The organism is Undibacterium sp. Tian12W (assembly GCF_049339405.1).
Taxonomy (GTDB): Bacteria; Pseudomonadota; Gammaproteobacteria; order Burkholderiales; family Burkholderiaceae_D; genus Undibacterium.
In genome coordinates this window covers 255377-280410 of the sequence record NZ_JBMPPK010000006.1, presented here as the reverse complement: position 1 = coordinate 280410, position 25034 = coordinate 255377, and the positions used below count along the sequence as shown (strand labels likewise).

21 protein-coding genes are annotated in these 25034 nt (G+C 49.7%); 17 read left to right on the top strand and 4 right to left on the bottom strand.

Features of this window, described 5'->3' with window-relative positions; genetic code table 11:
* Positions 1–12: 12 nt before the first annotated feature.
* Both ACO0LI_RS10015 and ACO0LI_RS10010 read right to left on the bottom strand, forming a co-directional pair.
* Positions 13–1431, bottom strand: coding sequence for an undecaprenyl-phosphate glucose phosphotransferase (locus tag ACO0LI_RS10015; protein WP_422950973.1), 1419 nt, complete (start codon positions 1429–1431; stop codon positions 13–15).
* Between the two features lie 74 nt (positions 1432–1505).
* Positions 1506–2423: a glycosyltransferase gene (locus ACO0LI_RS10010; protein ID WP_422950974.1), complete on the bottom strand. Its 918-nt coding sequence runs from the start codon at positions 2421–2423 to the stop codon at positions 1506–1508.
* 206 nt (positions 2424–2629) lie between these two features.
* Here ACO0LI_RS10010 and ACO0LI_RS10005 point away from each other — a divergent pair, with 206 nt between their 5' ends.
* The 5 genes from ACO0LI_RS10005 to ACO0LI_RS09985 are packed head-to-tail and all read left to right on the top strand — an operon-like array spanning position 2630 to position 7987.
* Positions 2630–3607 (top strand): polysaccharide biosynthesis/export family protein, encoded by a 978-nt coding sequence (locus ACO0LI_RS10005; protein WP_423032438.1) that lies wholly within the window; start codon positions 2630–2632, stop codon positions 3605–3607.
* Positions 3608–3612: 5 nt separating this feature from the next.
* Positions 3613–5049, top strand: coding sequence for a Wzz/FepE/Etk N-terminal domain-containing protein (locus tag ACO0LI_RS10000; protein WP_422950976.1), 1437 nt, complete (start codon positions 3613–3615; stop codon positions 5047–5049).
* Positions 5036–5974, top strand: a complete 939-nt coding sequence (locus ACO0LI_RS09995; protein ID WP_423032437.1) for a polysaccharide biosynthesis tyrosine autokinase — start codon at positions 5036–5038, stop codon at positions 5972–5974. The genes ACO0LI_RS10000 and ACO0LI_RS09995 overlap by 14 nt, the downstream gene beginning before the upstream one ends.
* Before the next feature lie 6 nt (positions 5975–5980).
* Positions 5981–6934, top strand: coding sequence for a glycosyltransferase family 2 protein (locus ACO0LI_RS09990; RefSeq protein WP_423032436.1), 954 nt, complete (start codon positions 5981–5983; stop codon positions 6932–6934).
* 3 nt (positions 6935–6937) lie between these two features.
* Positions 6938–7987, top strand: a complete 1050-nt coding sequence (locus ACO0LI_RS09985) for an acyltransferase family protein (protein ID WP_423032435.1) — start codon at positions 6938–6940, stop codon at positions 7985–7987.
* On the opposite strand, the gene ACO0LI_RS09980 is transcribed toward ACO0LI_RS09985, so the two are convergent.
* On the bottom strand, positions 7976–9313 hold the full coding sequence (locus tag ACO0LI_RS09980) for an O-antigen ligase family protein (protein ID WP_423032434.1): 1338 nt from the start codon (positions 9311–9313) through the stop codon (positions 7976–7978). The two genes, ACO0LI_RS09985 and ACO0LI_RS09980, sit on opposite strands and share 12 nt — an antisense overlap.
* A gap of 116 nt (positions 9314–9429) precedes the next feature.
* On the opposite strand from ACO0LI_RS09980, the gene ACO0LI_RS09975 reads away from it, so the two are divergent.
* From ACO0LI_RS09975 to ACO0LI_RS09965, 3 genes are all read left to right on the top strand, one after another.
* Complete coding sequence (locus ACO0LI_RS09975) at positions 9430–11775, top strand: capsular biosynthesis protein (protein WP_423032433.1); 2346 nt, start codon at positions 9430–9432, stop codon at positions 11773–11775.
* Between the two features lie 663 nt (positions 11776–12438).
* Positions 12439–13737 (top strand): isocitrate lyase, encoded by a 1299-nt coding sequence (gene aceA, locus ACO0LI_RS09970; protein ID WP_186951700.1) that lies wholly within the window; start codon positions 12439–12441, stop codon positions 13735–13737.
* A 163-nt stretch (positions 13738–13900) separates the two neighbouring features.
* Complete coding sequence (locus tag ACO0LI_RS09965) at positions 13901–14395, top strand: DUF6232 family protein (RefSeq protein ID WP_423032432.1); 495 nt, start codon at positions 13901–13903, stop codon at positions 14393–14395.
* A gap of 44 nt (positions 14396–14439) precedes the next feature.
* Here ACO0LI_RS09965 and ACO0LI_RS09960 read toward each other — a convergent pair whose 3' ends face one another.
* Positions 14440–15192: a WecB/TagA/CpsF family glycosyltransferase gene (locus ACO0LI_RS09960; protein ID WP_423032431.1), complete on the bottom strand. Its 753-nt coding sequence runs from the start codon at positions 15190–15192 to the stop codon at positions 14440–14442.
* 181 nt (positions 15193–15373) lie between these two features.
* Here ACO0LI_RS09960 and ACO0LI_RS09955 point away from each other — a divergent pair, with 181 nt between their 5' ends.
* From ACO0LI_RS09955 to ACO0LI_RS09915, 9 genes are all read left to right on the top strand, one after another.
* A complete protein-coding gene (locus ACO0LI_RS09955; RefSeq protein ID WP_423032430.1) occupies positions 15374–16051 on the top strand; it encodes a phosphoribosylanthranilate isomerase in 678 nt (225 codons plus the stop codon).
* Positions 16052–16111: 60 nt separating this feature from the next.
* On the top strand, positions 16112–17380 hold the full coding sequence (trpB, locus tag ACO0LI_RS09950; RefSeq protein WP_423032429.1) for a tryptophan synthase subunit beta: 1269 nt from the start codon (positions 16112–16114) through the stop codon (positions 17378–17380).
* Positions 17381–17504: 124 nt separating this feature from the next.
* A complete protein-coding gene (gene trpA / locus ACO0LI_RS09945; RefSeq protein WP_423032428.1) occupies positions 17505–18302 on the top strand; it encodes a tryptophan synthase subunit alpha in 798 nt (265 codons plus the stop codon).
* An 85-nt stretch (positions 18303–18387) separates the two neighbouring features.
* Complete coding sequence (gene accD, locus ACO0LI_RS09940) at positions 18388–19263, top strand: acetyl-CoA carboxylase, carboxyltransferase subunit beta (protein ID WP_423032427.1); 876 nt, start codon at positions 18388–18390, stop codon at positions 19261–19263.
* 63 nt (positions 19264–19326) lie between these two features.
* A complete protein-coding gene (gene folC, locus ACO0LI_RS09935) occupies positions 19327–20616 on the top strand; it encodes a bifunctional tetrahydrofolate synthase/dihydrofolate synthase (RefSeq protein ID WP_423032426.1) in 1290 nt (429 codons plus the stop codon).
* A 62-nt stretch (positions 20617–20678) separates the two neighbouring features.
* Complete coding sequence (locus ACO0LI_RS09930; RefSeq protein ID WP_423032425.1) at positions 20679–21749, top strand: SPOR domain-containing protein; 1071 nt, start codon at positions 20679–20681, stop codon at positions 21747–21749.
* A gap of 19 nt (positions 21750–21768) precedes the next feature.
* The gene (locus tag ACO0LI_RS09925; protein ID WP_423032424.1) at positions 21769–22257 is read left to right on the top strand and encodes a CvpA family protein; all 489 of its coding nucleotides are present in this window, start codon (positions 21769–21771) and stop codon (positions 22255–22257) included.
* Positions 22258–22279: 22 nt separating this feature from the next.
* Complete coding sequence (gene purF / locus ACO0LI_RS09920; protein WP_422950993.1) at positions 22280–23800, top strand: amidophosphoribosyltransferase; 1521 nt, start codon at positions 22280–22282, stop codon at positions 23798–23800.
* 225 nt (positions 23801–24025) lie between these two features.
* Positions 24026–24973, top strand: a complete 948-nt coding sequence (locus ACO0LI_RS09915; RefSeq protein WP_423032423.1) for an ABC transporter ATP-binding protein — start codon at positions 24026–24028, stop codon at positions 24971–24973.
* Positions 24974–25034: the final 61 nt, after the last annotated feature.

Here is a 25034-nt window from a genome sequence, read left to right as displayed (position 1 = left end):
ATAAGCTTGTATTCAATAAGCGTTTTTATCGCCAAGCACAACCTTGATGGTGCGCCAGATAATTACGATGTCCAGCCAGACAGACCAGTGCTGGATATAGTAAAGATCGTATTCAATGCGTTCTTCCATTTTTTCCAGCGTCTCGGTCTCGCCGCGCAAGCCATTGACCTGTGCCCAGCCGGTAATGCCAGGTTTGATCTTGTGGCGGAACATGTAGCCACTGACCAGCTTGCGGTACAACTCATTATGTTCAACTGCATGAGGGCGGGGGCCAACCAGGCTCATTTCACCTTTGAGTACATTGAAAAGTTGCGGCAACTCATCTAGCGAAGAGCGGCGCAAGAAACCACCAAACTTGGTAACGCGAGGATCGCCAACCGTCGCCTGGACCACGCGCTCATTGGGATTACTCTGCCGCATGCTGCGGAATTTATAGACGTTAATAGGCCTGCCAGCGATGCCATACCTGACCTGTTTGAAAAGTACAGCACCAGGTGAGCTGAGCTTCACGCCTATCGCTATCAGTAACAATATAGGCGACAGCGCAATCAGGCCAAAGAAAGAGCCGAACAAGTCCAGCATGCGTTTGGGTAGGGCGGCCAGGCCGATGAAAGGAGTCTCTGTCGATGCCAGTACGGGGCGGCCTGCCAGTTCGCGTAATTGTATGCCCGGCATACCAAAGATCAGCGATTCAGGCACAAAGTACGTGGATGCCGTGCTGTCTTCCAGAATCGCAATGATTTCTGCCAGTTCTGGCGGTTCCTTGGTGTTCAGGCCTATGAAGACCACATCGACATTCACATGGCCGGTTTCAGCATCAACAATCCATTCTGCCGCGTCACTCAGGTCGCCCAGTCTTTCCAGGTTGCTGGGCGGGCGCGATTCATTGCGATTATCAAAGAATCCGACAAAATCAATCGCAGCCAGAGGTGTATTGCGCAGTGACTCTACCAGGTCGGCACAGGCTGTATTAGACCAGATCAGTACGGCCTTGCGTCGTCTTGAAGGATTTGAGTAGTAAAACACTGCCAGCTTGCGCATGATCAGCGCCGTCAACAAAAGCGTAAATGGCGTGGTAAACAGCCAGATCAGCATGATGGCGCGTGACAGTCTTTCTGCTGACTTGTCGACGTAGGCGCTCATCAGCACGATCATGAACACCACAAACCAGCGTGCCGTAATACTGGGGAAGGCGGCCAGCACATGCTTTTCTTGCAGAGTCGCCAGCACTTGCTGGCTGGAAAAAACAATGATGCTGGAGAGGCCTGCAATCAGCATGCGCACGCCAAAAATTTCGATATCGCTATGGTCTGAATATAGAATGATGCCAAGTAGCGTCATGTAAGTCGTTATGCCAAACGCGACGCCAGTAAACGCAGCCAAAATTTGCGCTGATTGTGAGGTGTTGGAGGCGGGTGAAGCGTTGAGCATGGTGATAAGGTTTTTCGCTGATATTCCTGGGGATGCTGCAGTGGTTTTTAAAACAAATTACCCGGCCTGCATGTTTAGTTTTTTTGCCCTGAAAAGAGTTTTTTGATCTGTCCAAGCTGCCAGCGATGCAGATGTTCCCTGAATTCAGGATTTTCATATCTGGGCGCGCGTTTAATTGCAGCACCGAGATAACCAGCAATGATCAACAGGCCACCGATGACAAATGGTTTTTCGCGCATGCGGAAAATACCTGAGGCCAGTGCGTATAGAGGGTGATATCCCATGAACCAGATGCCACGCCCCCAGCGCAGGCGGCCACGATAGACATTCTTGTCAGACGAACCCATGAGACGGTGATGCATGAGAATGGCATCAGGATGCAAGAAGCTTTTGGTTGTCCAGCCCTTCATGCGGGCAGTGTGAACGTCTATACCGTCCCACAAGACTTCTTCGACAAAACCACCAATTTCTTCAAATGCTGTTCTGCGGTAGAGCTTGAATTGGCCAGCTACATGCTCATCAATGATAATTTCTTCTATCTTCTTGCCTTCTTCTTCGCGATAAACCTTGCCGGATACGGCGGCCAGCTTGGGTTCCTGGGCAAATTGCTCAAACATGCATTCCAGATAGCGCGGCCCAAACGACATATCACCATCAAGCTTGGCGATATATTCATATTCCTGATGTTCAATCTGGGTAATGCCAAATTTGAAGGCTGCCACCACACCACCACCTACCTTGCGAAAACCACGGTCGGGGCGTTGTACCAGTCTGATGAATGGATGTTGGGCAGAATATTCGCGTACGATGTCAGCGGTACCATCTTGTGAGCCGTCATCGACAATGATCCACTCTACCGGTTTGACTGTTTGCGCTACCATGGAGTCCAGAGTCAGCCTGATCAGGTCGGCTTCGTCACGCACCGGCGCAATGATGACCAGAGGTACCACTCTGGCAGGACTTGCTGATGGCTGTGTGCTCGGGCTTTGCATAATTAGTCTTTCTTACTTTTATTTGCATGTTAACTGAGCTTTGAGTTGCCCACAATTCAATAAAGGTTAATTTTTGTAATTAAATAGCAATGCTAATAAAGCTGGCAGCTTATTGTTACAGGGTTTTGTTGTCCTGACAAAAATTTGCATCTATTCTTACTATTGCAATATAAAATGAAGTTCTTTCTAAGAAATGCCTGATTCAGATGACAATTTGGTCCAAATTTTCTGCTTTTACTGAGATAACTGCCCGCAAACTGCTGCCTGCAGTGCTGGCCTTTGCATTTATCGGGCAGGCGCAGGCGCAAGAGATCAAGACTATCCCTGCAAATGGCATGAAACTAGAGAGTCAGTTGTTGCAAATACCTCAGGCAGACAAAGCGCCAGCAACAGCATCAGTACCAAACACGGCAAAGAATGCCGCAGATGACATGCCTGGCGATGCAGCCTCTGATGTCATAGGCGAGGGCGATCAGTTGCTGATTACCGTATTCGGACAGCCCGACCTGACCGCCGATGTCACCATAGGCGAGAGTGGCATCATCACCCTGCCGCTGGTGGGTACGGTAGAAGTCAAAGGCCGCACAGCAACAGAAATTGCCGCCACCTTTGCAAAAAAGCTGGAGCAGGGGCAATACATTAAAAATCCCCGGGTTTCCATCAAGGTCATACAACAGCTAAGCAGGACTTTTTCAGTCCTCGGCGAAGTATTGCGGCCGGGGCGTTATCCCCTGACAGGGCAAATCAGTATTCTGGAAGCCCTGAGCCTGGCCGGTGGTGTCTCACAGAAAGCCGAGAAAAGCCTGCGCATCTTGCGCCGTGAACCCGGCAAACCTGCTTCGGAATTGCAAGAATATGCATCCGTCAAGCTGGAGCTGGACGCAACAAAGCTGGCACCAGAGCTGGCACAAAAAATCCAGCCGAATGATGTTTTGTTCGTGCCCCAATTGAAAAACTTTTATGTTTACGGTGAGGTGCGCCGTCCTGGTATGTACCCCATGGAAGATGATTTGAATGTCATGCGGGTCTTGTCCATAGGCGGCGGGGTGACTGACCGGGGTTCAGTCAGGCGCATTATCATCCATCGCAAGACAGACAGTGGCGAATTGCGCGAAATTTCGGCAGGTATTGCCGACCGGGTATTGCCTGGCGATGTGGTATTTATCAACGAAAGAATATTCTGACGCGTATGATAAAAACCTCCCCAAGTGAATTGGTTTTGTCCTTTGCCCAGATCGGGGCAATGTTGCGGGCGCGCCAGCTGTTAATCGCCTTTGTCATGATAGTCGCTGTTGTTGGTGCAGCCGTGGCCAGCCTGATCTTGCCCAAGACCTATGTGGCGGTAGCTGATATTTTTATCGATTACCGCGTCAATGACCCTATCGGTGGCCGCCAATTTCACCCCATGCAGGATGAAAGCTATCTGCAGACCCAGTTTGACGTTATCAAGAGTGTGCAGGTTGCTGAACGCGTGATACAGGCACTGGGCTTGCAGACCACGCCTGAGGCCAAGCGCTTTGTACAAAGATATGGCGAGCAGCGCGGCTTACGCGCACTGGCTGAGTCTATCGTCAGGAATACTGATGTGTCGCCGCACAAGAATAGCCGTGTCATAGAAATCCAGTATTCATCGAGTGACCCCAAGCATGCCAAAGAAGTTGCCAATGCTGTCGTCAAGGCCTATATAGATTTATCGCTGGAGATGATGAATGCACCAGCCAGGGCCCGGCGTGATCAATACAATGCCCAGCTTGAGTCCATGAGCAGGCAGATTGATGAGTTGCAAAAAAAACTGACGGCTTATCAGCAGGAATATCAGATCGTCGATGTCGATGAAAGGGCTGACATTGAATCCAAGCAAATGAATGCCTTGAGTGTGCGCCTGATTGATGTGCAACTTCAAAAAGTGGAAGCCCAAGCCAAGCGCCAGTCGCTGGAAAAACTCGTACGCGAAGGTAATCCAGAATCAGATATCCCTGAGATTGCTGGCATAGGTCATATCTCAGGCTTGAAAGCTGCCCTGATTTCGCTTGATACGCAGTTGGCCAACGCCAAGATTACTCTTGGTGTACGTCATCCCAAATACATGGCGATCAATGACGAGCGCCAGGCGCTGCTGGACAAGCTCAAAAGAGAGTCTGCAACTGCATTTGAAATGCTTGGTGCTTCTGAAACGCGTCTGAGCCAGCAGGAAAAAGTCATAGAAACAGAAATCGCCAGCTACCAGAAAAAGACGTTTGAAAACAAAAAACATAGGGATGTCATCAGCTCTTACCAGCGTCAGCTTGACAGCGTGCAAAAGATTTACAACGCTGCCATACAAAAATTTGATGAGTTGCTGATGACCAGTAATGTGGCCATCTCAAATGCCTCAGTCATGCAATGGGCCGAGCTGCCCGAGAAGCATGCCAAGCCACTGCTGCGCAATAACCTGGTGTTTGGCTTGCTGGCTGGCATCGTGTTTGGCTTTGGCCTGGCCTTCCTGCTCGAATTGATGAACCGCCGTGTACGTTGCCTGGAAGATCTGGAGCGTGAATTTGATGAACCTGTGATGGCAAAAATTGGATTTGATGAGAAGCTGAGTGGCAATGGACAGGGTGAGGGTGGTTTGCATGCAAACAGCTGAAACCATGAATCCACCAGCCTCTAAAATAGGCCGGCTCGGCGAGTTATTCCTGCAAAAAGGTTTACTCACACCTGAGCAGATCGACCAGATTGCGCAACTGCAAAAAGAAAAAAAACTCAGGTTTGGTGATGCAGCACTGGCGCTGGGTTACCTGAGCCAGACGCAGCTGGATCAGGCTTTGGGTGAGCAGTTCGGTTACTCAACCAAGGACCTGATTAACGGCAGTGCCGATAAATCTCTGAAATTCTTTTACTTCCCTTTCAGTAAGGAGGCAGAAGAAATCCGCCGTTTGCGCAGTGAGTTGCTGTTGAAGTTCAGCGGCCAGGAGAAAATCAAGATCACCCTGGTCAGCCCGGCTCGCCGCGATGGCAAATCCTATATGGCAGCCAGCCTGGCTATCGCCTTGTCGCAAGTTGGCAAACGTACTTTACTGATAGATGCTGACCTGCGTAGCGGTAAGCTGCATGAATATTTCTCACTCGGCAAACCGGATGGTTTGTCTTCTGTGCTGGCCGGACGTATTAAAGCATCCGATGCGCTGATACAGCTGATGCCCAATTTACATTTCTTGCCAGCCGGGCCACAACCGCCTAACCCGCTGGAGATTTTGCGTGCACCGCGCATGCGTGAATTGCTCGATTCCTGTTCCGATGAGTTCGATGCTTTCGTGATTGATACCCATACAGCGACCCTGGCATCGGATGCCCAGATGGTTGCCCATCAGACCGGTAGCGTCTTGCTGGTAGCCAGAAAAGACCATACCTATGTCGATGAGTTGCGTCAGGCCAAGGCAGACATGCAGGCAGCTGGTGTTGAGGTGCTGGGAACGATCTTCAATCAATATGAGCCGGCAGAAGCAGTGCGTTTTGCGCCATTCAGCTGGCTTATGCGTTTGCTGTCCAAATTATTTCGGCGGAAAAGCTGAGTTCATATGCCTGAACTGAGTATTTGCATTTGCACTTATAAAAGGCCGGAATTATTGCGGCGCTTGTTGCAAGCTATTTTGACGCAAACTGTACGGGATATGGCCATAGAAGTAGTGGTTGTTGACAATGACGTCAATCAGTCTGCTGCGGCCGTACTGGCTGAAATGGCAGCCGGTTTCGCCGGAAGTCTCAAGGCTCTGAATCTGGCAAATTCAAATATTTCACTGGCCAGAAATGCAGCTATTGCCGCCGCCAGCGGACAATGGATAGTCATGATTGATGATGACGAAGTGCCAGTGCCAGACTGGCTTGAGCAATTGCTGAAAGTGCAAAAGGCTGAGCAGGCTGATGTAGTATTTGCACCGGTGTTGCCTGAGTACTCAGAAAGTACGCCAGCCTGGATACGCGAGGGCGGCTATTTTGACCGTCGCCGCATGCCTACCGGCACAAAAATAGATCATAAGGATGCCCGTAGTGGCAACGTGCTGGTTCGTCGTTCACTACTGCAGGATATAGCTGCATCCCAAAAAGATGGCATAGGCCCGTTCGACCCTGCCTTTGGTACGACGGGTGGGGAAGATACCATGTTGTTTCGTCGTCTGGATAAACTGGGGGCCGTCATGGTCTGGTGCGATGAAGCACCTGCTGATGAATTTATTCCGGCGGACAGGGCTACTGCAAAATGGTTGTTGCAAAGGTCTTTTCGCACCGGGCAATTATTCATCCGCACCGAACTGGCGATGCTCGAAGGCGGTAAAAAAATCAGTTCTGCGTTGTTGCTCAGTGCCCGGGCCTGCGTGCAATTTGTGCTGGCCTTGTTATTCGCCTTGCTGTTGTTACCTTTTAAATTCCTGCGCAGCTTCGCCTGGCTCAGGGTCGCTGCTTCTCAACTGGGCAAGCTCAGTTATTTCTGGGGTAGTGCCAGCCATGCCTATGGCAGCCAGCCAGCAAAGAAATAATTCATGATGGCTCATCAATCCCAACGCTTACAGGCCCTTGATGGCTTGCGTGCCTTGTCCATTGCACTGGTTTTTCTGTCGCACATAGGATTTGGCCATCTCTTCCCTGGCGGCCTGGGTGTGACGATATTCTTTTTTATCAGCGGTTTCATCATCACCAAACTGATGCTGGCAGAGTGGGACGCCAGTGGCCGTGTGAGCATACGTAATTTTTATGTGCGCAGGCTATTCAGGCTGACACCGGCCTTGCTGTTTTTTGTGTTGATATCGCTGACATTGATGGCTGTTGTCGGAGAGTTGCCACCGCAAAAAGAAGTTGCCTCGGTATTTTTTTATTTTGCGAATTACTATGGCATTTACTCCAGCTTCAGCGGTGAGTTGATCAAGCAACCCCTGGCGATAACCTGGTCATTAGCAGTGGAAGAGCATTTTTATTTTGTTTTTCCTTTCTTGTTTATCGGTTTCATCAGCCTGCCAAAACGCTTCTTGAGCCTGATTGCGGTAATCCTGCTGGCAATGCTGGCCTGGCGTGTGTATCTGGTGCTGGCCATTGGTTTGGATCATTTACCACATTACAGAATTTATACAGCGACCGATACCCGCGCTGATTCGATTTTGTATGGAGTGGTCCTGGCTATCATACAGACGTACTACCCACTTTTTTTTGCCAAGCTATCACGCCAGCAGACCTTTCTGTGTGGTGCCTTTTTAATGTTGATGACACTAGCTATCCGTAACGAAGAGTTTCGTGAATCCTTGCGTTACTCTTTGCAGGGAGTGGCTTTGCTCTATATGTTCCCGATGCTGGTATTTGAAAAAAATGCCTTGAACAATTTCCTGCAACTGCCACCTGTCGTCTATCTGGGGCGTATCAGTTATTCCCTGTACCTGTACCACTGGCTGGTAACACATAGCGTTGCGCATTTTTTGCCGGAACTGACTACCTTGCCCAGAATCGCGCTCATCACTGCGCTTTCGCTGCTGTTATCTCACTTGTCATACCGTTACATAGAACAGACTTTTCAGAACCTTGGACGCAAATTAATGGTCTGAATTTGCGAGGTTTGCTGAGTTTGATTTTGCGAGTTTGAATCTCCGGCTCGATGAGCTGACCGCAATCAGGCTGAAGATAAAGAATACATTCTGGAATACAAAGCCGCGAAACAGGCTGCTTTCGGTGAAATTGGTAATCACGACAACGGCCAGCATGGCAGACCAGAAGGCGGCTTGTTGCCTATCCTGATGGGAAAGCGTAATCAGCATTTTTGCCTGCATCAACAAGGTGAGTATCACCAGTATCAAACCAATCAGCCCTTGTTCATTGAGAATATCCAGATAGCCATTGTGAGACTGCAAAGGTATCCAGTGCAAGGCATCAATGACGAATTGCGAGAGACTGTCTGGCCCCAGCCAGAATGCGCCATAGCCCAGACCAAACAGATAGTGTTTGTTAATCTCCATCTCTACCAGTTGCCAGACATCAGTGCGGCCAGTCAGGTCTGTGCCTTTGCCAAACAAGCCAGCAATTGGTGATGCCGCTTCTTGCCAGGTAGGCAGACGCGATTCCTGCATAAAAAAGACATACACAGCGATTGTCAACAGGCACATAATGACGAGGCTGGGCCGCGTCAAAGAATAAGAAGATGAAATGTGCCGCTTGCGCAGCAAATGGAAAACACCCGAAGTCAGCAGGGTGATGATCATGCTGGTCGAGCTTTTACTCATGACCAGCATGAAAAAAGAAAACAATATGCCCAGCGCCAGGCTTCTGATACCCACGGTCTCTCTGCACGCCTTGATTTGCCATAATAAAATGCTGAGGGCTGCAACCTGGCCCAGTTCATTTTTTTGCGACAGGGCACCGCGCCAGGCGCCTCTGAGGTCATAGTCTATGCCTATGCTGGGAACAGCAACAGCCATAAAGAAGGACAGTATCAGCATACCCGTCAAGGTATACAAGACATAGTTCACCATTATTTTCAAAGGATGTTCAGCGAGCTGTATGCTGAAACCTATCATCACCAGACCATAGAGCTGTATCGCACGTTTGAAGGTCGTCGCTGGCAAGGGCGACCAGATGCTTGATGCCAGACACCATATCAACACGAAGGCCAGGAAGGGATTCATCGCCCTTACATCTTGCAAGGCCTCAGGCAAGTGACGATACAGGATGAATGTTGCCAGCAAAAACAGGCCACCCCATTGCAGTTTTGTGGTCAGCGAACCTTCCATGGTCAATGCAGACGAGCCGGTGTAATCCCAGGAAATGCCATAAGGTAACAGGGAAAAAACCACGAACAGAACGATCATCAGTTTGACGATTCTGGTTTCCAGCAGGTTCAGGCTGGTATTGCCGGGCAGTACGGACAAATTTTGCATTTCTCAATACTAATGTCATGTGTTTGTGCGATATTCTAATGGCTACCTTGTCTGTTGCGCCCCAAACTATGAAGTATTTTCGATTTCACGTCCCTTTCACCTTCAGATTGGCTTTATTGAGCCTGATTTGTCTCTGTCCGCCTGTTGCAGTAGCGGGTGATCTCGCCTGGTACCGTTTTGAAGTTAATGAGGATGTCCTGTCGCCAGTCGTGGATTTTGGCGGCATGAATCATACTCTGGGGGCTGCTGACAGAGTATTTGTCAAGCAAGGGCATTTTTACCGCATTGGGCCAGATGGCAAGGGTGGCACCAAAGACGACGCCCGCGTGCGCTTCTTTGGCATCAGCTTGTCTGGTGCGGCGAACTTCCCCGAAGAAAAAGACGCACAAAAAATCGCCCGCCGTTTGCGCAAGCTGGGTTTTAACGCAGTGCGCCTGCATCATCTGGACAGTGTTCTCAGCGATAGCCTGGAGCAGCCACGTGGTATTTTGACGACAGCCGCATATCCCAGTTTTAACGAAACAGCTTTGCGGCGCTTGCGCGTGTTTATTGATGCACTCAAGGCCGAAGGCCTGTATATCAACCTGAACCTGCATGTGGGCTATCAATTTCGCCCGGCGGTTGATCAGGTCACGCCTTTGATGGCCGGTGAGCAAATGCCTTTTGCCAGCCATCCTCTGCATCTGTTTGAGCCGCGCATGATCAGTCTGCAGGCAGAGTATGTGCAGCAGCTATTGCGCAGGCTGGAACTCAGGGATGATCCTGCCCTCGCCATGGTTGAAATCAATAATGAATCTTCATTGCTGGGGGCCTGGCAAAGAAAGCAGCTCGATGGCCTGACAGGTGAATATGAAAGAGCCTTGCAGCAGCATTGGCAAAAATGGGTGCTGCGCCAACATGGGCACGCCGACAACGCCTGCAAGCTATGGGATAGCTGTTCACTACCGCGCAAAGGCGTGATCAATGTCAAGTCGTCCGAGGCCAGCATACTTGAATACGGTGAAGGCTGGGTCGCGGGCGTGCAGCGTTTTTCGCGACGCGCAATCAATAAGCTGGGTTGGGAGACGCCAGCCTCCTTGCAGCAGCAATATCGCCCACATCAAAAGGGCAATGGCCGCAGGGTACTCGACTATGTACGGTTTTTGTCTGATCTTGATCAGCAATATTTGAATCTGATTCGCAAGACTGTAAGACAGGAAGCAGGGGATTTATTGCCTGTGACTGGTACGCAAATGTATTTTGGTGGGGTAGCACTCGCCGACTCGCAGCAGCAGATGGATTATGTTGATGAGCACTTTTATGTGGATCACTATGACTTTCCGCATAAGGAGTGGGATAAAAATGACTGGCGCATACGCAATAATTCTGTCTTGCGCGAGGGTTGGCAATCGCTGTTGCAGCGTGCATATGTGCGCGATGCGCGCAAGCCCTTTGTAGTCAGTGAATTCAATCAGGCTTTTCCAAATCGGCAGTCGGCAGAAATTTTGCCTGTCATAAGTGCGTTTGCCAGCGCCCAGGACTGGGATGGGCTGTTTCTGTTTCATTACATTGATGGCGATCTCTGGCGGTCCGTGCCGGACAGTTTTGGGCTTAGTGGCCACAGTGGGCAACTCGTGGTCAGCGGCATGGCGGCAGCTCTGTTCAGACAATACCAGGTGCAGCCATTACCAACACAGATGAATATCAACCTGGCACCTGAAGAACGCACCATGCTTGGCGCTTTGCGTGATGGTGTCAGTGGCGGTGGAATGCCCGCCTGGCTACAGGCGCAATACGGCATTGATTACCGGCATGCTTTTTATACTCGTGTAGCCATGATGTATGGCACGCAAGCCAAACCGGTCGGGCCAGTGCAGCACACTGCAAGGTTGTGGCATGAAGATGATATGACCTGGGCTGCAGCCGGGGGCGAATTACGTTACGGTGAAACTGGCCCCTGGCTGGCAGCAGAAACTGCTTATACGCGCCTGTTCGCGGGGCGCAAAGCACCGGGCTCTGTCATTATGGAAGCAGATAAATACCTGCCTGTGTTTTCAGAAAAAGGACGGCAATATGGCGTCATTATGCTGAGCAGCCGCGATGCCTTGCCTTTGAAAAATAGTCGCCACCTTTTGCTCGTGTTAAGTGGTGCCACAACGACCACGCAAGCTGGCGTGCAACCTGAACGTCCTAAACAATTGATCAATTATGAGGGGCAATCTGGATGGTGGACGCTGGAGCCTGACCCTGCAACCGCCAGAAAACCTTCCGGTTCACTGGAAGGCCTTGCTCCTGTATGGCTGGAGCGTATCCCGGTCAAGTTATTCCACGCCAGCAAAAGCAAAAAGATGACGGTATATCCGCTGGATGGAAATGGCGTGCGCATGAAGGCACTGGCCAGTTCTGCCATCAGCAAAAAGCCAGATGGTTTTGAGCTCGACTTTGACTTTCCATCGCCCTGGTATGAGCTCGTCCTTGAATAAGCCTTTTTAGGACTTAAGCAAAATTGGCATTGACGGTTTTTACGTCGGCCATGCATAGATCACAATGAGCGCAATCAATACAGCGCATCTCAAACCGTCATTCCCGCGTGCTTTTAGCGGGAATCCATCGTTGATCAATCTCGGAGCTTGTAATGCAGGTGCAGGGGCGATCAGGCATGGATACCCACCTGCGCGGGTATGACGAATTGGGGGGGGCACGGTAAACTGCAAGCTTTGGGGTGGTGTTGCTTAAGTCCTCCTTTTAATAAGCATGTTTTAAGCTTGTTGTTGAGATTGTTAATGAGTCTCTTGAGGGGCTTGTGGGTGCAATGGTGGCATCCGCGCGTTCTGCACTAAAAACTTCCAGTTTCCCGAGGGAATTTGAAACTTAATTTTCTTTGTGTAAAAAACTGAATTGCCAAATTTTATGATGTGAAATCAATTTTTCATATTGTGAAAAATGCTGACTCGCTGCACAAATTATTTTTCTCATTCTAAGAAATATAATTTCATATCGCAAAAAATGAATTTTAAGTATTTGATTTTAAACGATTAAATATTTGTCATATGTCTTATATAAGACCTTGTTGCTCCGCAAAAAATACTCTATTATTTCTCTCAACGGATGCACCTTTTCATTTGATTTGCCCACAGGAGAGAAATATGACAACTCGCGCACAACAAGTAGCAGAATTGCAAAAAGACTGGGATACCAATCCACGCTGGATCGGTATCAAGCGTAACTACACGGCGGAAGAAGTAGTTCGCCTGCGTGGCTCCATGAAGGTGGAGCATACTATTGCAAAAAACGGCGCGATCAAATTGTGGGATCTGGTGAATAACGAACCTTTCATCAATGCCCTGGGCGCGTTAACTGGTAACCAGGCCATGCAACAGGTCAAAGCTGGCCTGAAAGCCATCTACCTGTCTGGCTGGCAAGTTGCTGGCGACGCCAACGTTGCTGGTGAAATGTATCCTGACCAATCCCTGTACCCAGCCAATTCTGTGCCACTGGTTGTTAAACGCATCAACAACACATTGACACGCGCCGACCAGATCCAATGGTCTGAAGGTAAAGACGACATCGACTTCTTCGCCCCTATCGTGGCTGATGCGGAAGCCGGTTTCGGTGGTGTATTGAATGCCTTTGAACTCATGAAAGCCATGATCGAAGCGGGTGCATCTGGCGTTCACTTTGAAGATCAACTGGCTTCTGTTAAAAAATGTGGCCACATGGGTGGCAAGGTTCTGGTACCTACACGTGAAGCGATTGAAAAACTGAATGCAGCACGTCTGGCTGCTGACATCATGGGTACTTCCACTGTGATCTTGGCCCGTACCGATGCTGAAGCTGCTGATTTGCTGACATCAGACGTCGATCCTAACGACCAGCCTTTCTGCACAGGCGAGCGTACAGTTGAAGGCTTCTACAAAACCAAACCAGGTCTGGAGCAAGCAATTTCCCGTGGTCTGGCTTATGCAGAATATGCAGATTTGATCTGGTGTGAAACTGGCAAGCCTGATCTGGAATTTGCCAAGGCATTTGCTGACGCTATCCATGCCAAGTTCCCAGGTAAATTGCTCTCCTATAACTGCTCACCATCTTTCAACTGGAAGAAAAACCTGGACGATGCAACGATCGCCAAATTCCAGAAAGAACTGGGCGCAATGGGCTACAAATTCCAGTTCATCACATTGGCAGGTTTCCATGCATTGAACTACGGCATGTTCAACCTGGCACATGGCTACGCACGTCGCCAGATGTCTGCCTTCGTTGAATTGCAGGAAGCTGAATTCGCAGCAGCAGAAAAAGGCTTTACAGCCGTTAAACATCAACGTGAAGTTGGTACTGGTTACTTTGATGCAGTGACACAAACGATTCAGCAAGGTAAATCTTCTACGACAGCTTTGCATGGTTCTACTGAAGATGAGCAATTCTTCGATGCGAAGAAAGTAGCCTGAGAAGTAGCGTAAGTATTTAAAGTAATCCCCCAAGAAAAAACCGCGCAGATTGTTATCTGTGCGGTTTTTTTTACATATTGCATTCAAAAAAAGTAAATGCTAGATAAATATTTTTTTGTTACCATTTGTGCGATGTTATTTTAAAGATTCTTATTGGAAAAATATGTTTTGTTCAAAATGTGGCTCTGAGGTTCAGGCGGATGCAAAATTTTGCAATAGTTGCGGAGCCTCACTAAACGTAGATGTCCCGCCAGCACCCCAAAGAAATAACGATGTGGTAGTAGAGAAGGTGTTTATGGACAGGCATGGTGTATATGTAAGCGATGTAATGTTCAGACTCTCGACGGGTGCAAATTTCCCAATTCGAAATTTGACTTCTGTTACTGTTTCTCAGAAATCAGGCAACGTATTGCTTTTCATATTGGCTTTGTTTTCTACTTTATTCAGTTTGATAATGGTTTTCAACGTGCCTTTTGTCGGATTTGTTATGCTTGCTTTAAGTGCAGTTTTTTTTATCCTCTATTTTCAACGCGATTGGCAGTTAAAAGTTGGTGCGGGTGGGATTATTCAAGTAGCTATTCAGGATAAAAATAAGGCTTACCTGGATAGTGTGGCAACAGCAATTAATGAATCTTTAGCTTATATGGAAAGAAAGTAAGCCAATGAATTTGGAGCACCTTGTAAGTGTAAATTTTCCCTTTTTTATTTTGTAGTTGAATTTAAATTCCGCATTTGTTTCTGTATTTTTTTTTCGCGCAGCAATAGCCCTACAAAGCGCCAGGCTTGTGTGGTATAGCGTTGCCACAGACGGCGCGGTTCACTGGCCAGGCGCCAGAACCATTCCATACCTATCTTTTGCATCCATAAAGGCGCACGTTTTTTCTGGCCGAGCGCAAATTCCATTGCTGCACCCACGCACAATATCAATGGCACGTTGTCAGTGGTGAATTGTGCGCGATAGCGAAACGCCAGTCTTTCCTGCTTGGGCATGCCCAGGCAAATGAACAGGATATTTGGTTTTGCCGCCTGTATGCGCTGTATGGCCAGATCACTTTCGGCGCCGTCGGCAGTGAACTGCATGGATGGGCAAAAAATATCAACCTTGAGACCAGGGTAAGTCTTGGCGAATGATTCCAGCAACAGGCTTTCTTGCCCTGGCATGCCGCCCAAGACAAAAATCGACAAATCTTTTTCTATGCAACCCCGGCATAGCGACACGAACAGATCAGCCCCAGTCACACGTTCCGGCAAGGGCAGGGTGCACATCTTGCTGGCCCAGATTATCGGCATGCCATCAGCAAAAATATAATCTGAAGTGGCATACAAGGTCTTGAACTCAGGCTCATATTCGAGCTTGGTCATATGATCCACATTTGGCGTCACTACCACGCGACTCGCATGGTCACGACTGCTGGCAACTTCCAGCAAATGCTGATTGGCATCTGCAAAACGCATATTGCAGATATCCAATCCGAATAGCCGGGTGATGAGCGGTTTTGTCGCGGGTGAATTCATGGCGTGTTTGGCTGAAGTGGTAAATTAATTATCGCACAAGAGATGCCAGAAATTACTCAAGGCATGAAGGGGGACGGTATTAAGCAGGTAAAATAAAGCAAACTAAAACTTGGTGACATCTATGCAACACAATATGCAACACAAAACCAGAATCAAAATTTGCGGCTTGACCCGAGCAGAAGATGTGCGCTTTGTTGTCGCATCTGGGGCTGATGCCTTGGGTTTTGTGTTTTATCCACCCAGCCCGCGCTATGTAGGGCCAGAAGTTGCTGGTGCTTTGTTGAGTGAAATTCCTCCTTTCGTCATGTCGGTCGGCTTGTTCGTAAATATCGATGAAGCAGGCTTGCAAGATGTCATCAGCAAGGCTCCCGTGCAATTGCTGCAATTCCACGGCGATGAAACGCCAGAGCAATGTGCGAGTCTGGCAGCCAGTGTCAATCGTCCTTTTATTCGTGCTTATCGCGTCAAAGCTGACACAAGGTCTGAGGATTTGCTAGAATGTGAGCAGTCTTATCGTAATGCTAGTCCTTTATTCAGTGGTTTATTGCTAGATACCCATGTTGATGGGTACGGCGGTAGTGGAAAGGTTTTTGATTGGTCTCTCATTCCAAAAGAGCTCGCGCCTCGGGTCGTTTTAAGTGGTGGCTTGAGCGTACAGAACGCGACTGGCGCAGTTAGTCAGGTTCGCCCGTTTGCGGTCGACATCAGCAGTGGTGTGGAGGCGGCAAAGGGTATCAAGGATGAGGCCAGCGTGCGTGCGTTTATAGCTGCGGTGCGTCTGGCAGACAATCAGGAATAGTGATGGTAGCTGGGGTATCTCCGCGGCGCATCGCTTTCAAGCCAGTTTGAAGGAAAGAAAATGAAAGAACTCCAGTCTTTGGATGCTCAGTTCGAGCGCCAGTCTATCGCCGGTCAGGCAATTTATCAGTCAGCCCAATATCATTTACCCGATTCACGTGGCCATTTTGGTCAGTTTGGTGGCACTTTTGTGTCCGAGACGCTGACTCATGCACTGACAGAGCTCAAAGAAGCCTACGCCAAGTACCAGCATGATCCTGAGTTTCTGGCCGAGTTTCGCAATGAATTGAAATACTTTGTCGGTCGTCCGTCGCCTGTGTATCACGCCAAGCGCTGGTCTGATTTGATGGGGGGGGCACAAATCTATTTCAAGCGTGAAGACTTGAATCACACCGGTGCCCACAAGATCAATAATGTCATCGGCCAGGCTTTGCTGGCCAAGCGCATGGGCAAGCCGCGTGTGATTGCCGAGACTGGTGCTGGTCAGCATGGTGTTGCTACAGCCACCATCTGCGCCCGTTTTGGTCTCGAGTGCGTGGTTTACATGGGTTCTGAGGACGTCAAGCGTCAGGCGCAAAATGTGTACCGCATGAAGTTGCTCGGTGCGACCGTGGTGCCAGTTGAGTCTGGTTCCAAGACCCTGAAAGACGCGCTCAACGAAGCCATGCGTGACTGGGTGGCGAATGTCGACAATACTTTTTATATCATAGGCACGGTGGCTGGCCCGCATCCTTATCCCATGATGGTCAGGGACTTCCAGTCTGTTATCGGTGAGGAATGCTTATGGCAGATGCCTGAGCAAACCGGGCGTCAGCCAGACCATGTCGTGGCTTGCGTAGGCGGTGGCTCGAATGCCATGGGCATTTTTTATCCTTACATTGATCACCAGCAAGTCAGGCTTGTCGGTGTTGAGGCAGCAGGCGAGGGGCTGGAAAGCGGCAAGCATTCTGCCTCGTTGACTGCAGGTTCCCCTGGTGTATTGCATGGTAACCGTACTTATCTGCTGCAAGATGAGAATGGCCAGGTCATCGAAACGCATTCTGTGTCAGCAGGTCTTGATTACCCCGGTGTGGGGCCAGAACATGCATGGTTGAAGGAAAGTGGCCGCGCGCAATATGTGACCATTACCGATGATGAGGCGCTCAAGGCTTTTCATGATTGCTGCCGCATAGAAGGCATCATCCCCGCACTGGAATCCAGCCATGCTCTGGCCTATGCAGCCAAACTTGCTGCGACTTTGCCCAAGGATCAGATCGTCCTGGCGAATCTGTCGGGGCGTGGTGACAAGGATATGCACACCGTCGCTGAGCGGGCAGGCTTGAAGTTCTGATTAGCTATTGCGCAATGACATACAGGCACATACATAGAGAGATGTTGCCTGTATGTCCTCCCTATCAAGAATTGAAATTGATGCCATTGCCTTGCCAATAGTGCATCAGATGAGGACCGACAAGATGTCAAGAATTCAAAATACCATGGCTGCATTGGCAGCCAATAACAAAAAAGGTTTGATCCCTTTCATCACCGCAGGTGACCCTGCGCCAGAATTAACTGTGCCTTTAATGCATGCCTTGGTCGAGGGCGGGGCGGATATTATCGAGCTGGGTGTGCCGTTTTCTGACCCCATGGCAGATGGCCCTGTCATACAGCGCGCCTCTGAGCGAGCCTTGCAATTTGGAGTTGGCTTGCGGGATGTATTACAATTCGTCCGCGAATTCCGGCAAAGTAATCAAAAGACACCGATTGTGCTCATGGGATATGCCAATCCCATAGAGCGCATGGGCCAGGATGCATTCATTGCCAAGGCAGCTGAAGTTGGGGTGGATGGTGTGCTGGTAGTCGATTACCCGCCGGAAGAATGTGAAGAATTTGCAAGTAAAATGCAGCAACAGGGTATGGATACCATTTTCCTGCTGGCACCGACATCGACAGATGAGCGCATAGCGCAAGTTGGTAAAATTGCTAGTGGTTATGTGTATTATGTGTCGCTGAAGGGTGTCACTGGTTCTGGTGCACTGGATCTGGATGCGGTTGCCGCGATGATCCCGCGTATCAAAAAGCATGTCAAAATCCCGGTAGGCGTGGGTTTTGGCATACGTGACGGGGCGACGGCAAGAGCGATTTCCACAGTGTCGGATGCGGTGGTGATAGGCTCGCGTATCATCCAGGAACTGGAAAATACCCCGCGTGAAAATGCAGTTGCTGCAGTGAAAAGCTTTATTTCTGGTGTCAGACAGGCTTTGGACGAGTAAAATACGCGCCTGACTGGTTCTTTTACCAGAATGAACCTGATGCCGGGTTGTTAAAAAGACAGCCTGGCGGCCATAAGGAGAAAACATGAGTTGGTTAGAAAAACTGTTGCCACCGCGTATACAACGCTCGGAATCTGCAAATCGTAAGTCGATTCCCGAAGGTTTGTGGGTCAAGTGCCCCTCTTGCGAAGCGGTGCTTTACCGTTCTGATCTGGAAGCCAATATCCATGTTTGCCCAAAATGCAGCCATCATTTGCGTATAGGCGCACGTGAACGTCTGGATGCTTTGCTCGACGCCGGTGGCCGTTATGAAATTGGCCAGGAAGTCTTGCCTATCGATACACTGAAATTCAAAGACAGCAAAAAATACCCTGATCGCCTGAAAGATGCGCTGGAAACTACCGGTGAAACCGATGCCCTGATTGTCATGGGTGGTTCCATCATGGCAGTGCCTGTCGTGGCAGCTTGTTTTGAATTTGAATTCATGGGTGGTTCCATGGGTTCTGTGGTGGGTGAACGGTTCGTGCGTGGCGTGCAGGCTGCGCTGGAGCAAAAAGTACCTTTCATTTGTTTTACCGCTACTGGTGGTGCACGTATGCAAGAGGGCTTGTTGTCCCTGATGCAAATGGCAAAAACCACGTCCATGCTGACCAAATTGTCTGAAAAGAAATTGCCGTTCATCTCAGTGCTGACTGACCCTACCATGGGTGGCGTGTCTGCTTCTTTCGCCTTCCTCGGTGACGTGGTCATGGCAGAGCCAAAAGCCCTGATCGGTTTTGCTGGCCCACGCGTGATTGAAAACACCGTACGTGAGAAATTGCCAGAAGGCTTCCAGCGTTCTGAATTTCTGCTGCAAAAAGGCGCGATCGACATGATCGTCGATCGTCGCAAGATGCGTGAAGAGATTGCGCGTTTGCTGGCTTTGTTGCAAAACCAGCCTGCTGAAGCAGTATCCACCTGAAATATATTGAATACCTAAATACCTATCAAGCCCGAAGCATTTTGTTCGGGCTTTTTTTATCTTATGACAAATTTACCTGCCACCCTGGCTGATTGGCTGGCCGTACTCGAAACTCGCCATTCCAAAGAAATCGATATGGGCCTGGACCGCGTTGCAGCGGTCAAAAACAAGCTGGCGATCCACTATGCTTGCCCCGTCATCATGGTCGCTGGAACCAATGGCAAAGGCTCTACCTGCGCCATGCTGGAAGCCGTGTTGATGCAAGCCGGCTATCGTGTTGGCCTGTACAGCAAGCCGCATTTCCTTGACTTCAATGAGCGTGCCCGTATCAATGGCGAAATGGTCAAGGATGATGTTTTTATTTCCACTTTCAATGATGTGGAAGAGGCACGTGGCGATATCTCACTGACCTACTTTGAATTTACTACCTTGGCAATCTGTAAATTGCTGGCTGATGCCAAGCTTGATGTGGTGATCCTTGAAGTGGGTCTCGGCGGTCGCCTGGATGCCGTGAATGTCATTGATGCTGATGTCTCCATTGTTACCAGCATTGATATCGACCACGTAGATTATCTCGGTGATACCCGTGAAAAGATAGGCTTTGAAAAAGCCGGTATCTTCCGCTCTGGCAAGGCAGCGATTTGTGGCGACCCTTTGCCACCCCAATCCCTGATAGACCATGCGCAGGCGATAGGTGCTGATCTGTGGCTGTTTGGCCGTGATTTCAATTATAACGGCGACAAACAGCAATGGAATTTTGCCGGGCGCAACCAGCGCCGTAATTCCCTTGGTTACCCTAGTTTGCGTGGTGCCAACCAGCTCTTGAATGCCTCTGCCGTGCTGGCCGCGCTGGAAGCCCTGAAGCTTGAACTGCCAGTCGGCGCGCAAGAAGTGCGTACTGGTCTGGTCATGGTGGATTTGCCGGGTCGCTTCCAGGTCATGCCAGGTCGCCCTACCGTGGTGCTGGATGTGGCGCATAATCCGCACGCCGCCGCTACGCTGGCACAAAATCTCGACAATATGGGCTTTCATGCCTATACCTATGCGGTATTTGGTTCCATGCTGGACAAGGACATTGACGGCGTCATTGCTCAATTGAAAGAAAAAGTCGATCACTGGTGCGTCACGGCCTTGCCTTTGCCGCGAGCGGCCCCAGTTGAGGTATTGAAAGACAAATTGGTCGCCGCTGGCGTGCTGGCAGATACTGAAAAAACTGTCACTGGTTTCGAGTCGCCAGAGCTGGCATATGCAGACGCCATCAGCAAGGCAGGCGAAAATGATAGAATAGTGGTCTTTGGATCGTTTTTGACGGTAGCAGGTGTGATGCGCGCCCGTCGTTCTGCTCTCCATTGATGTTTTTTGCAAGCCGGTTTGTTGATGACGGACCCGCTTGCTAACCAACCAGAAATTTGCACATGGGTTTGCTCTCGCGTTTTACACAGAAGCAAGAAACTTCCGATACTCAGGATAGCGGTGAATTCCGTTCCCGCGCTGAAGAAGAGAGTATCGAAACTCGTTCCAGGACAAAAAAGGCCGAGCCCAGAAGGCGCTCGAAGGTCGATGATCCCATATTGCCAGAGAAGAAACGTGCCAGGCGCCGCCTGATAGGTGCCGTTGCACTGGCACTTGCTGCCATCATAGGCTTGCCCATGATCCTGGATTCTGATCCCAAGCCTTTGCCTGATGATATCAATATCCGCATTCCCTCTAAGGATAAAACGCCGGATATCACCGCTGATACTGTTGCGCCAAAATCCAAAAAACAGCTGCCAGATGAGCCGCCTGAAGAAATTATAGAAGTACCAACGACGCCAAAAAACAAAGTTGCTGCCACTGATGGTGCCGACAGACAGGTCAAGTCCATGACCACTGCGGGCGGTACTACGCTGGCCCAGACTGCGCCAGCAACGGCCAAGCCAGTCAAGCCTGAAGTAAAAACAGAAACAAAACCCGAAACAAAGACAGAAACCAAACCTGTAGTAAAAGCAGAAAGCAAACCTGAACCAAAAGTTGAGGTAAAGCCAGTTCCAGCTCCAGTCAAAGCGGTGGAGAAGGACGTGGCTACGGCAAAAAATGAGCCTAAAGCTGAAGCCAAGCCTGCCAAGTCTGAAAAAACTGATGTCAAACCAGTTGTCGCCAAACCTGGCAATGCCGATGATGAGGCTGCCCGTGCGCTCGCCATACTCGAAGGTAAAACTCCACCAGCTACCAAGCCGGTAGTCAGCAAGCCGGAAGCCGCAGACAAACCTGCAGAAAAATCATCTTACACGGTGCAGGCAGGCGCGTTTTCCACACAATCCAAAGTGGATGAAGTGCAAGCCAAGCTGAACGCGGCGAATATACGTTCATATACGCAAAAGATCATCACCACGAATGGTGAAGTGACAAGGATCAGGGTAGGCCCCTTTGCTTCCAAAGAAGAGGCAGATAAAATGCGCGCCAAATTAAGCAAGCTGGGCCTGAGTGCCAGCCTGCCACCTAACTAATGAGTAAGGAATATCTGGCGTGACATTGTTTGATTATCTCGTGCTGCTGATCCTGGTTTGTTCCATCGTGATCAGTACGCTGCGCGGTTTAATTAAAGAAATTTTGTCGCTGGTCAGTTGGGTGGTCGCATTTGTGATTGCCAATGCCTATAGTGATGTATTGACGACCTGGTTGCCATCCATGGTGCCAGGCCAGATGCTGCGCCTGATTGTTGCCTTTATTGCCCTGTTTATCGGTGTGCGCCTGTTGATGGCGCTGATCATGATGGCGGTGGATGCCATGATCAAGGCTAGCGGCCTGACATTGGCAGACCGGGGTCTTGGTGGTCTGTTTGGTCTGGCGCGTGGTTGCATACTGGTGTTGGCTGCCGTGCTGGTGTGCGGTATGACATCCATACCGCAACAGCCGTTCTGGACCCATGCATGGCTTAGCCCTCTTGCAGAAACCGCAGCGCGCACGGTGATCCCGCTGTTGCCAGTCTCGGTTTCGGAGCATGTAAAGTTTTAATTGTTTTTTTTAGGAGTCCACCATGTGTGGCATCGTAGGCGTATTCTCAAATAATCCTGTCAATCAATTGATTTATGACGCGCTGCTGTTGTTGCAGCACCGCGGTCAGGACGCAGCTGGTATCGCAACAAATCATGGCAATAAATTCGCCATGCATAAAGCGAATGGTCTGGTGCGTGACGTATTCCGTACCCGCAACATGCGTTCCTTGCCTGGTAATGTCGGTATTGGGCAAGTACGTTATCCAACTGCCGGCTCCACCAGCGAAGAAGAAGCGCAACCCTTTTATGTGAATGCACCATTTGGTATCGTGCTGGCACATAACGGCAACCTGACCAATGCGGTAGAGCTGAAGATAGAGCTGTTCAAAAATGACCGCCGTCATTTGAATACCGATTCTGACTCTGAAGTCTTGCTCAATATCCTGGCGCATCAGATACAGGAAGTCACCAGCGGTTATTCGCTTGACCCAGAAGGTCTGTTCCGCGCTGTTGCGATGCTGCACAGGCGTGTACGTGGTTCGTATGCTGTTGTTGCACAAATCTCTGGCTACGGCTTGCTGGCTTTCCGTGATCCATTTGGTATCCGCCCTTTGTGCGTCGGCGTTTCACAAACCGAAAACGGCGCTGAATACATGATTGCCAGCGAATCAGTTGCGCTCGAAGGCCTGGGCTTCAAGTTCCTGCGTGACGTAGAACCAGGTGAAGCCTTGTTCGTCGATATGGATGGCAAATTGCATACCCAGCAATGTGCTGATAATCCTAGCTTGAACCCATGTGCATTTGAATATGTATATCTGGCCCGTCCTGATTCCATCATTGATGGCGCCTCGGTGTATCTGACCCGCCTGAAAATGGGTGAGTATCTGGCCGACAAGGTACGTAATCAATTCCGCGATGGTGAAATTGATGTCGTCATGCCTATCCCTGATTCTTCCCGCCCATCGGCAATGGAATTGGCGCAAAAATTGAATCTTGATTATCGCGAAGGCTTTATCAAGAATCGCTATATAGGCCGCACTTTCATGATGCCAGGCCAGGCTGTGCGTCGTAAGTCTGTACGCCAAAAGTTGAATGCCATTGGTTCTGAATTCAAGGGCAAGAGTGTCTTGCTGGTCGATGATTCTATCGTCCGTGGCACGACCAGCCGTGAAATCGTGCAAATGGCACGCGAATCTGGTGCAAGGCGCGTGATTTTTGCTTCTGCTGCGCCACCGGTGCAATTCCCTAACGTTTACGGTATCGATATGCCTACCCGTAGCGAATTAATCGCCTATGGCCGTAGTGAAGAAGAAGTCTGCCGTGAAATCACTGCTGACGCTCTGGTGTATCAGGATGTGGCGGCCATGAAGCGTTCAATTTCCGATGTTAACCCGCTGTTGAAAAACATAGAAGCATCCTGCTTCGATGGTTTTTACATCACGGGTGATGTCACGTCTGGTTATCTCGACAAGCTGGAAACAGCGCGTAATAGCCCGCGCCCAGATACTGAAGACTTGCTGCGTTCGCAATTGAACCTGAACCTGGCAGATCGCGCCGACTGATCATGAAGATCAAAGCCTGCCTGAAAACGGCTGGCTGAACCTGAAAACCTGCTTACTTCAAATAAGCAGGTTTTTTTTTATGTCTTTACCCTTGGTATTGCCCCATCTGTTGCAAACTCGCGCATAGTCAGGATTCTTGATTGCTGTAAAAGCATTGTTTGAATTACCATTGCTGACACTGGTTCTTTAAATTGTGTTCAATTGTTCTCCATTAAGGCAAATCCCATGGCTAGCACGCTGCTGGATGTACAGAACTTGACTAAATCATATGGCGCACGCAAGGTCGTTGATGATGTTTCATTTACTATTGAGCGCGGGCAAACCCTGGGGTTGCTGGGGCCAAACGGAGCAGGCAAATCAACCACGGTCAGCATGATTTGCGGCTTGTTGCAGCCTGAGCAGGGCAAGGTATTGCTGGATGGGCAGACCATGGGTGCCGGCAATAATGCGGTTAAATTTAAAATAGGGCTGGTACCGCAAGACCTGGCGCTGTATGACGAATTGCCAGCAAGAGAAAATCTCAAATTGTTTGGTGCCTTGTATGGTCTGTCTGGCAGCAAACTGCAACAGCGCTGCGATGCGGTGCTGGAGCTGGTCAATCTGGCGGACAGGGCAAATGACAAGCCATCGACTTTCTCTGGTGGTATGAAACGTCGCCTGAATATTGCCGCCGCACTTTTGCATGACCCGGAATTATTGATACTGGATGAGCCTACCGTTGGCGTTGATCCACAAAGCCGCAATGCGATTTTTGATAGCCTCGATGTGCTCAAGGCACAAGGCCGCACGCTTATCTATACCAGTCATTACATGGAAGAGGTTGAGCGTCTGGCTGATCATATTGTCATTATCGACCATGGCAAAGTCATCGCCAATGAAACCCCGGCAGATTTGTATCGCCGTTTGCCTGCCAAGGCAGCGTTGCAACTGGATTTGAATACGCAGATCACCGAGACAGATGTTGCTGCTCTGAGTGTCTTGCCAGGTGTCGATAGTGTGCATATGTCAGACCACGGCAAGCATCTGGATGTCACGCTGACTGAGCATGAGGTAGCTTTTGGTTTGCTGAGTTGGCTGGCAAAAAACGGCTACAAGACCAATCATTTTGCGACTGCAAAAACCAATCTTGAAGCGGTATTCCTGACCCTGACCGGGCGTAGTTTGCGCGATTGATTTTCTCTTGATTTGCGCTTGAAATCCCTCCAATAAGAATGCGAAATACTGAGGAACCATA

What these genes read in the sequence shown, in the direction of transcription:
- ACO0LI_RS10015 (WP_422950973.1), bottom strand. Translation starts at nt 1,431, where the DNA reads ATGCTCAACGCTTCACCCGCCTCCAACACCTCACAATCAGCGCAAATT.
- ACO0LI_RS10010 (WP_422950974.1), bottom strand. Translation starts at nt 2,423, where the DNA reads ATGCAAAGCCCGAGCACACAGCCATCAGCAAGTCCTGCCAGAGTGGTA.
- ACO0LI_RS10005 (WP_423032438.1), top strand. Translation starts at nt 2,630, where the DNA reads ATGACAATTTGGTCCAAATTTTCTGCTTTTACTGAGATAACTGCCCGC.
- ACO0LI_RS10000 (WP_422950976.1), top strand. Translation starts at nt 3,613, where the DNA reads ATGATAAAAACCTCCCCAAGTGAATTGGTTTTGTCCTTTGCCCAGATC.
- ACO0LI_RS09995 (WP_423032437.1), top strand. Translation starts at nt 5,036, where the DNA reads ATGCAAACAGCTGAAACCATGAATCCACCAGCCTCTAAAATAGGCCGG.
- ACO0LI_RS09990 (WP_423032436.1), top strand. Translation starts at nt 5,981, where the DNA reads ATGCCTGAACTGAGTATTTGCATTTGCACTTATAAAAGGCCGGAATTA.
- ACO0LI_RS09985 (WP_423032435.1), top strand. Translation starts at nt 6,938, where the DNA reads ATGATGGCTCATCAATCCCAACGCTTACAGGCCCTTGATGGCTTGCGT.
- ACO0LI_RS09980 (WP_423032434.1), bottom strand. Translation starts at nt 9,313, where the DNA reads ATGCAAAATTTGTCCGTACTGCCCGGCAATACCAGCCTGAACCTGCTG.
- aceA (WP_186951700.1), top strand. Translation starts at nt 12,439, where the DNA reads ATGACAACTCGCGCACAACAAGTAGCAGAATTGCAAAAAGACTGGGAT.
- ACO0LI_RS09965 (WP_423032432.1), top strand. Translation starts at nt 13,901, where the DNA reads ATGTTTTGTTCAAAATGTGGCTCTGAGGTTCAGGCGGATGCAAAATTT.
- ACO0LI_RS09960 (WP_423032431.1), bottom strand. Translation starts at nt 15,192, where the DNA reads ATGCGTTTTGCAGATGCCAATCAGCATTTGCTGGAAGTTGCCAGCAGT.
- ACO0LI_RS09955 (WP_423032430.1), top strand. Translation starts at nt 15,374, where the DNA reads ATGCAACACAATATGCAACACAAAACCAGAATCAAAATTTGCGGCTTG.
- trpB (WP_423032429.1), top strand. Translation starts at nt 16,112, where the DNA reads ATGAAAGAACTCCAGTCTTTGGATGCTCAGTTCGAGCGCCAGTCTATC.
- trpA (WP_423032428.1), top strand. Translation starts at nt 17,505, where the DNA reads ATGTCAAGAATTCAAAATACCATGGCTGCATTGGCAGCCAATAACAAA.
- accD (WP_423032427.1), top strand. Translation starts at nt 18,388, where the DNA reads ATGAGTTGGTTAGAAAAACTGTTGCCACCGCGTATACAACGCTCGGAA.
- folC (WP_423032426.1), top strand. Translation starts at nt 19,327, where the DNA reads ATGACAAATTTACCTGCCACCCTGGCTGATTGGCTGGCCGTACTCGAA.
- ACO0LI_RS09930 (WP_423032425.1), top strand. Translation starts at nt 20,679, where the DNA reads ATGGGTTTGCTCTCGCGTTTTACACAGAAGCAAGAAACTTCCGATACT.
- purF (WP_422950993.1), top strand. Translation starts at nt 22,280, where the DNA reads ATGTGTGGCATCGTAGGCGTATTCTCAAATAATCCTGTCAATCAATTG.
- ACO0LI_RS09915 (WP_423032423.1), top strand. Translation starts at nt 24,026, where the DNA reads ATGGCTAGCACGCTGCTGGATGTACAGAACTTGACTAAATCATATGGC.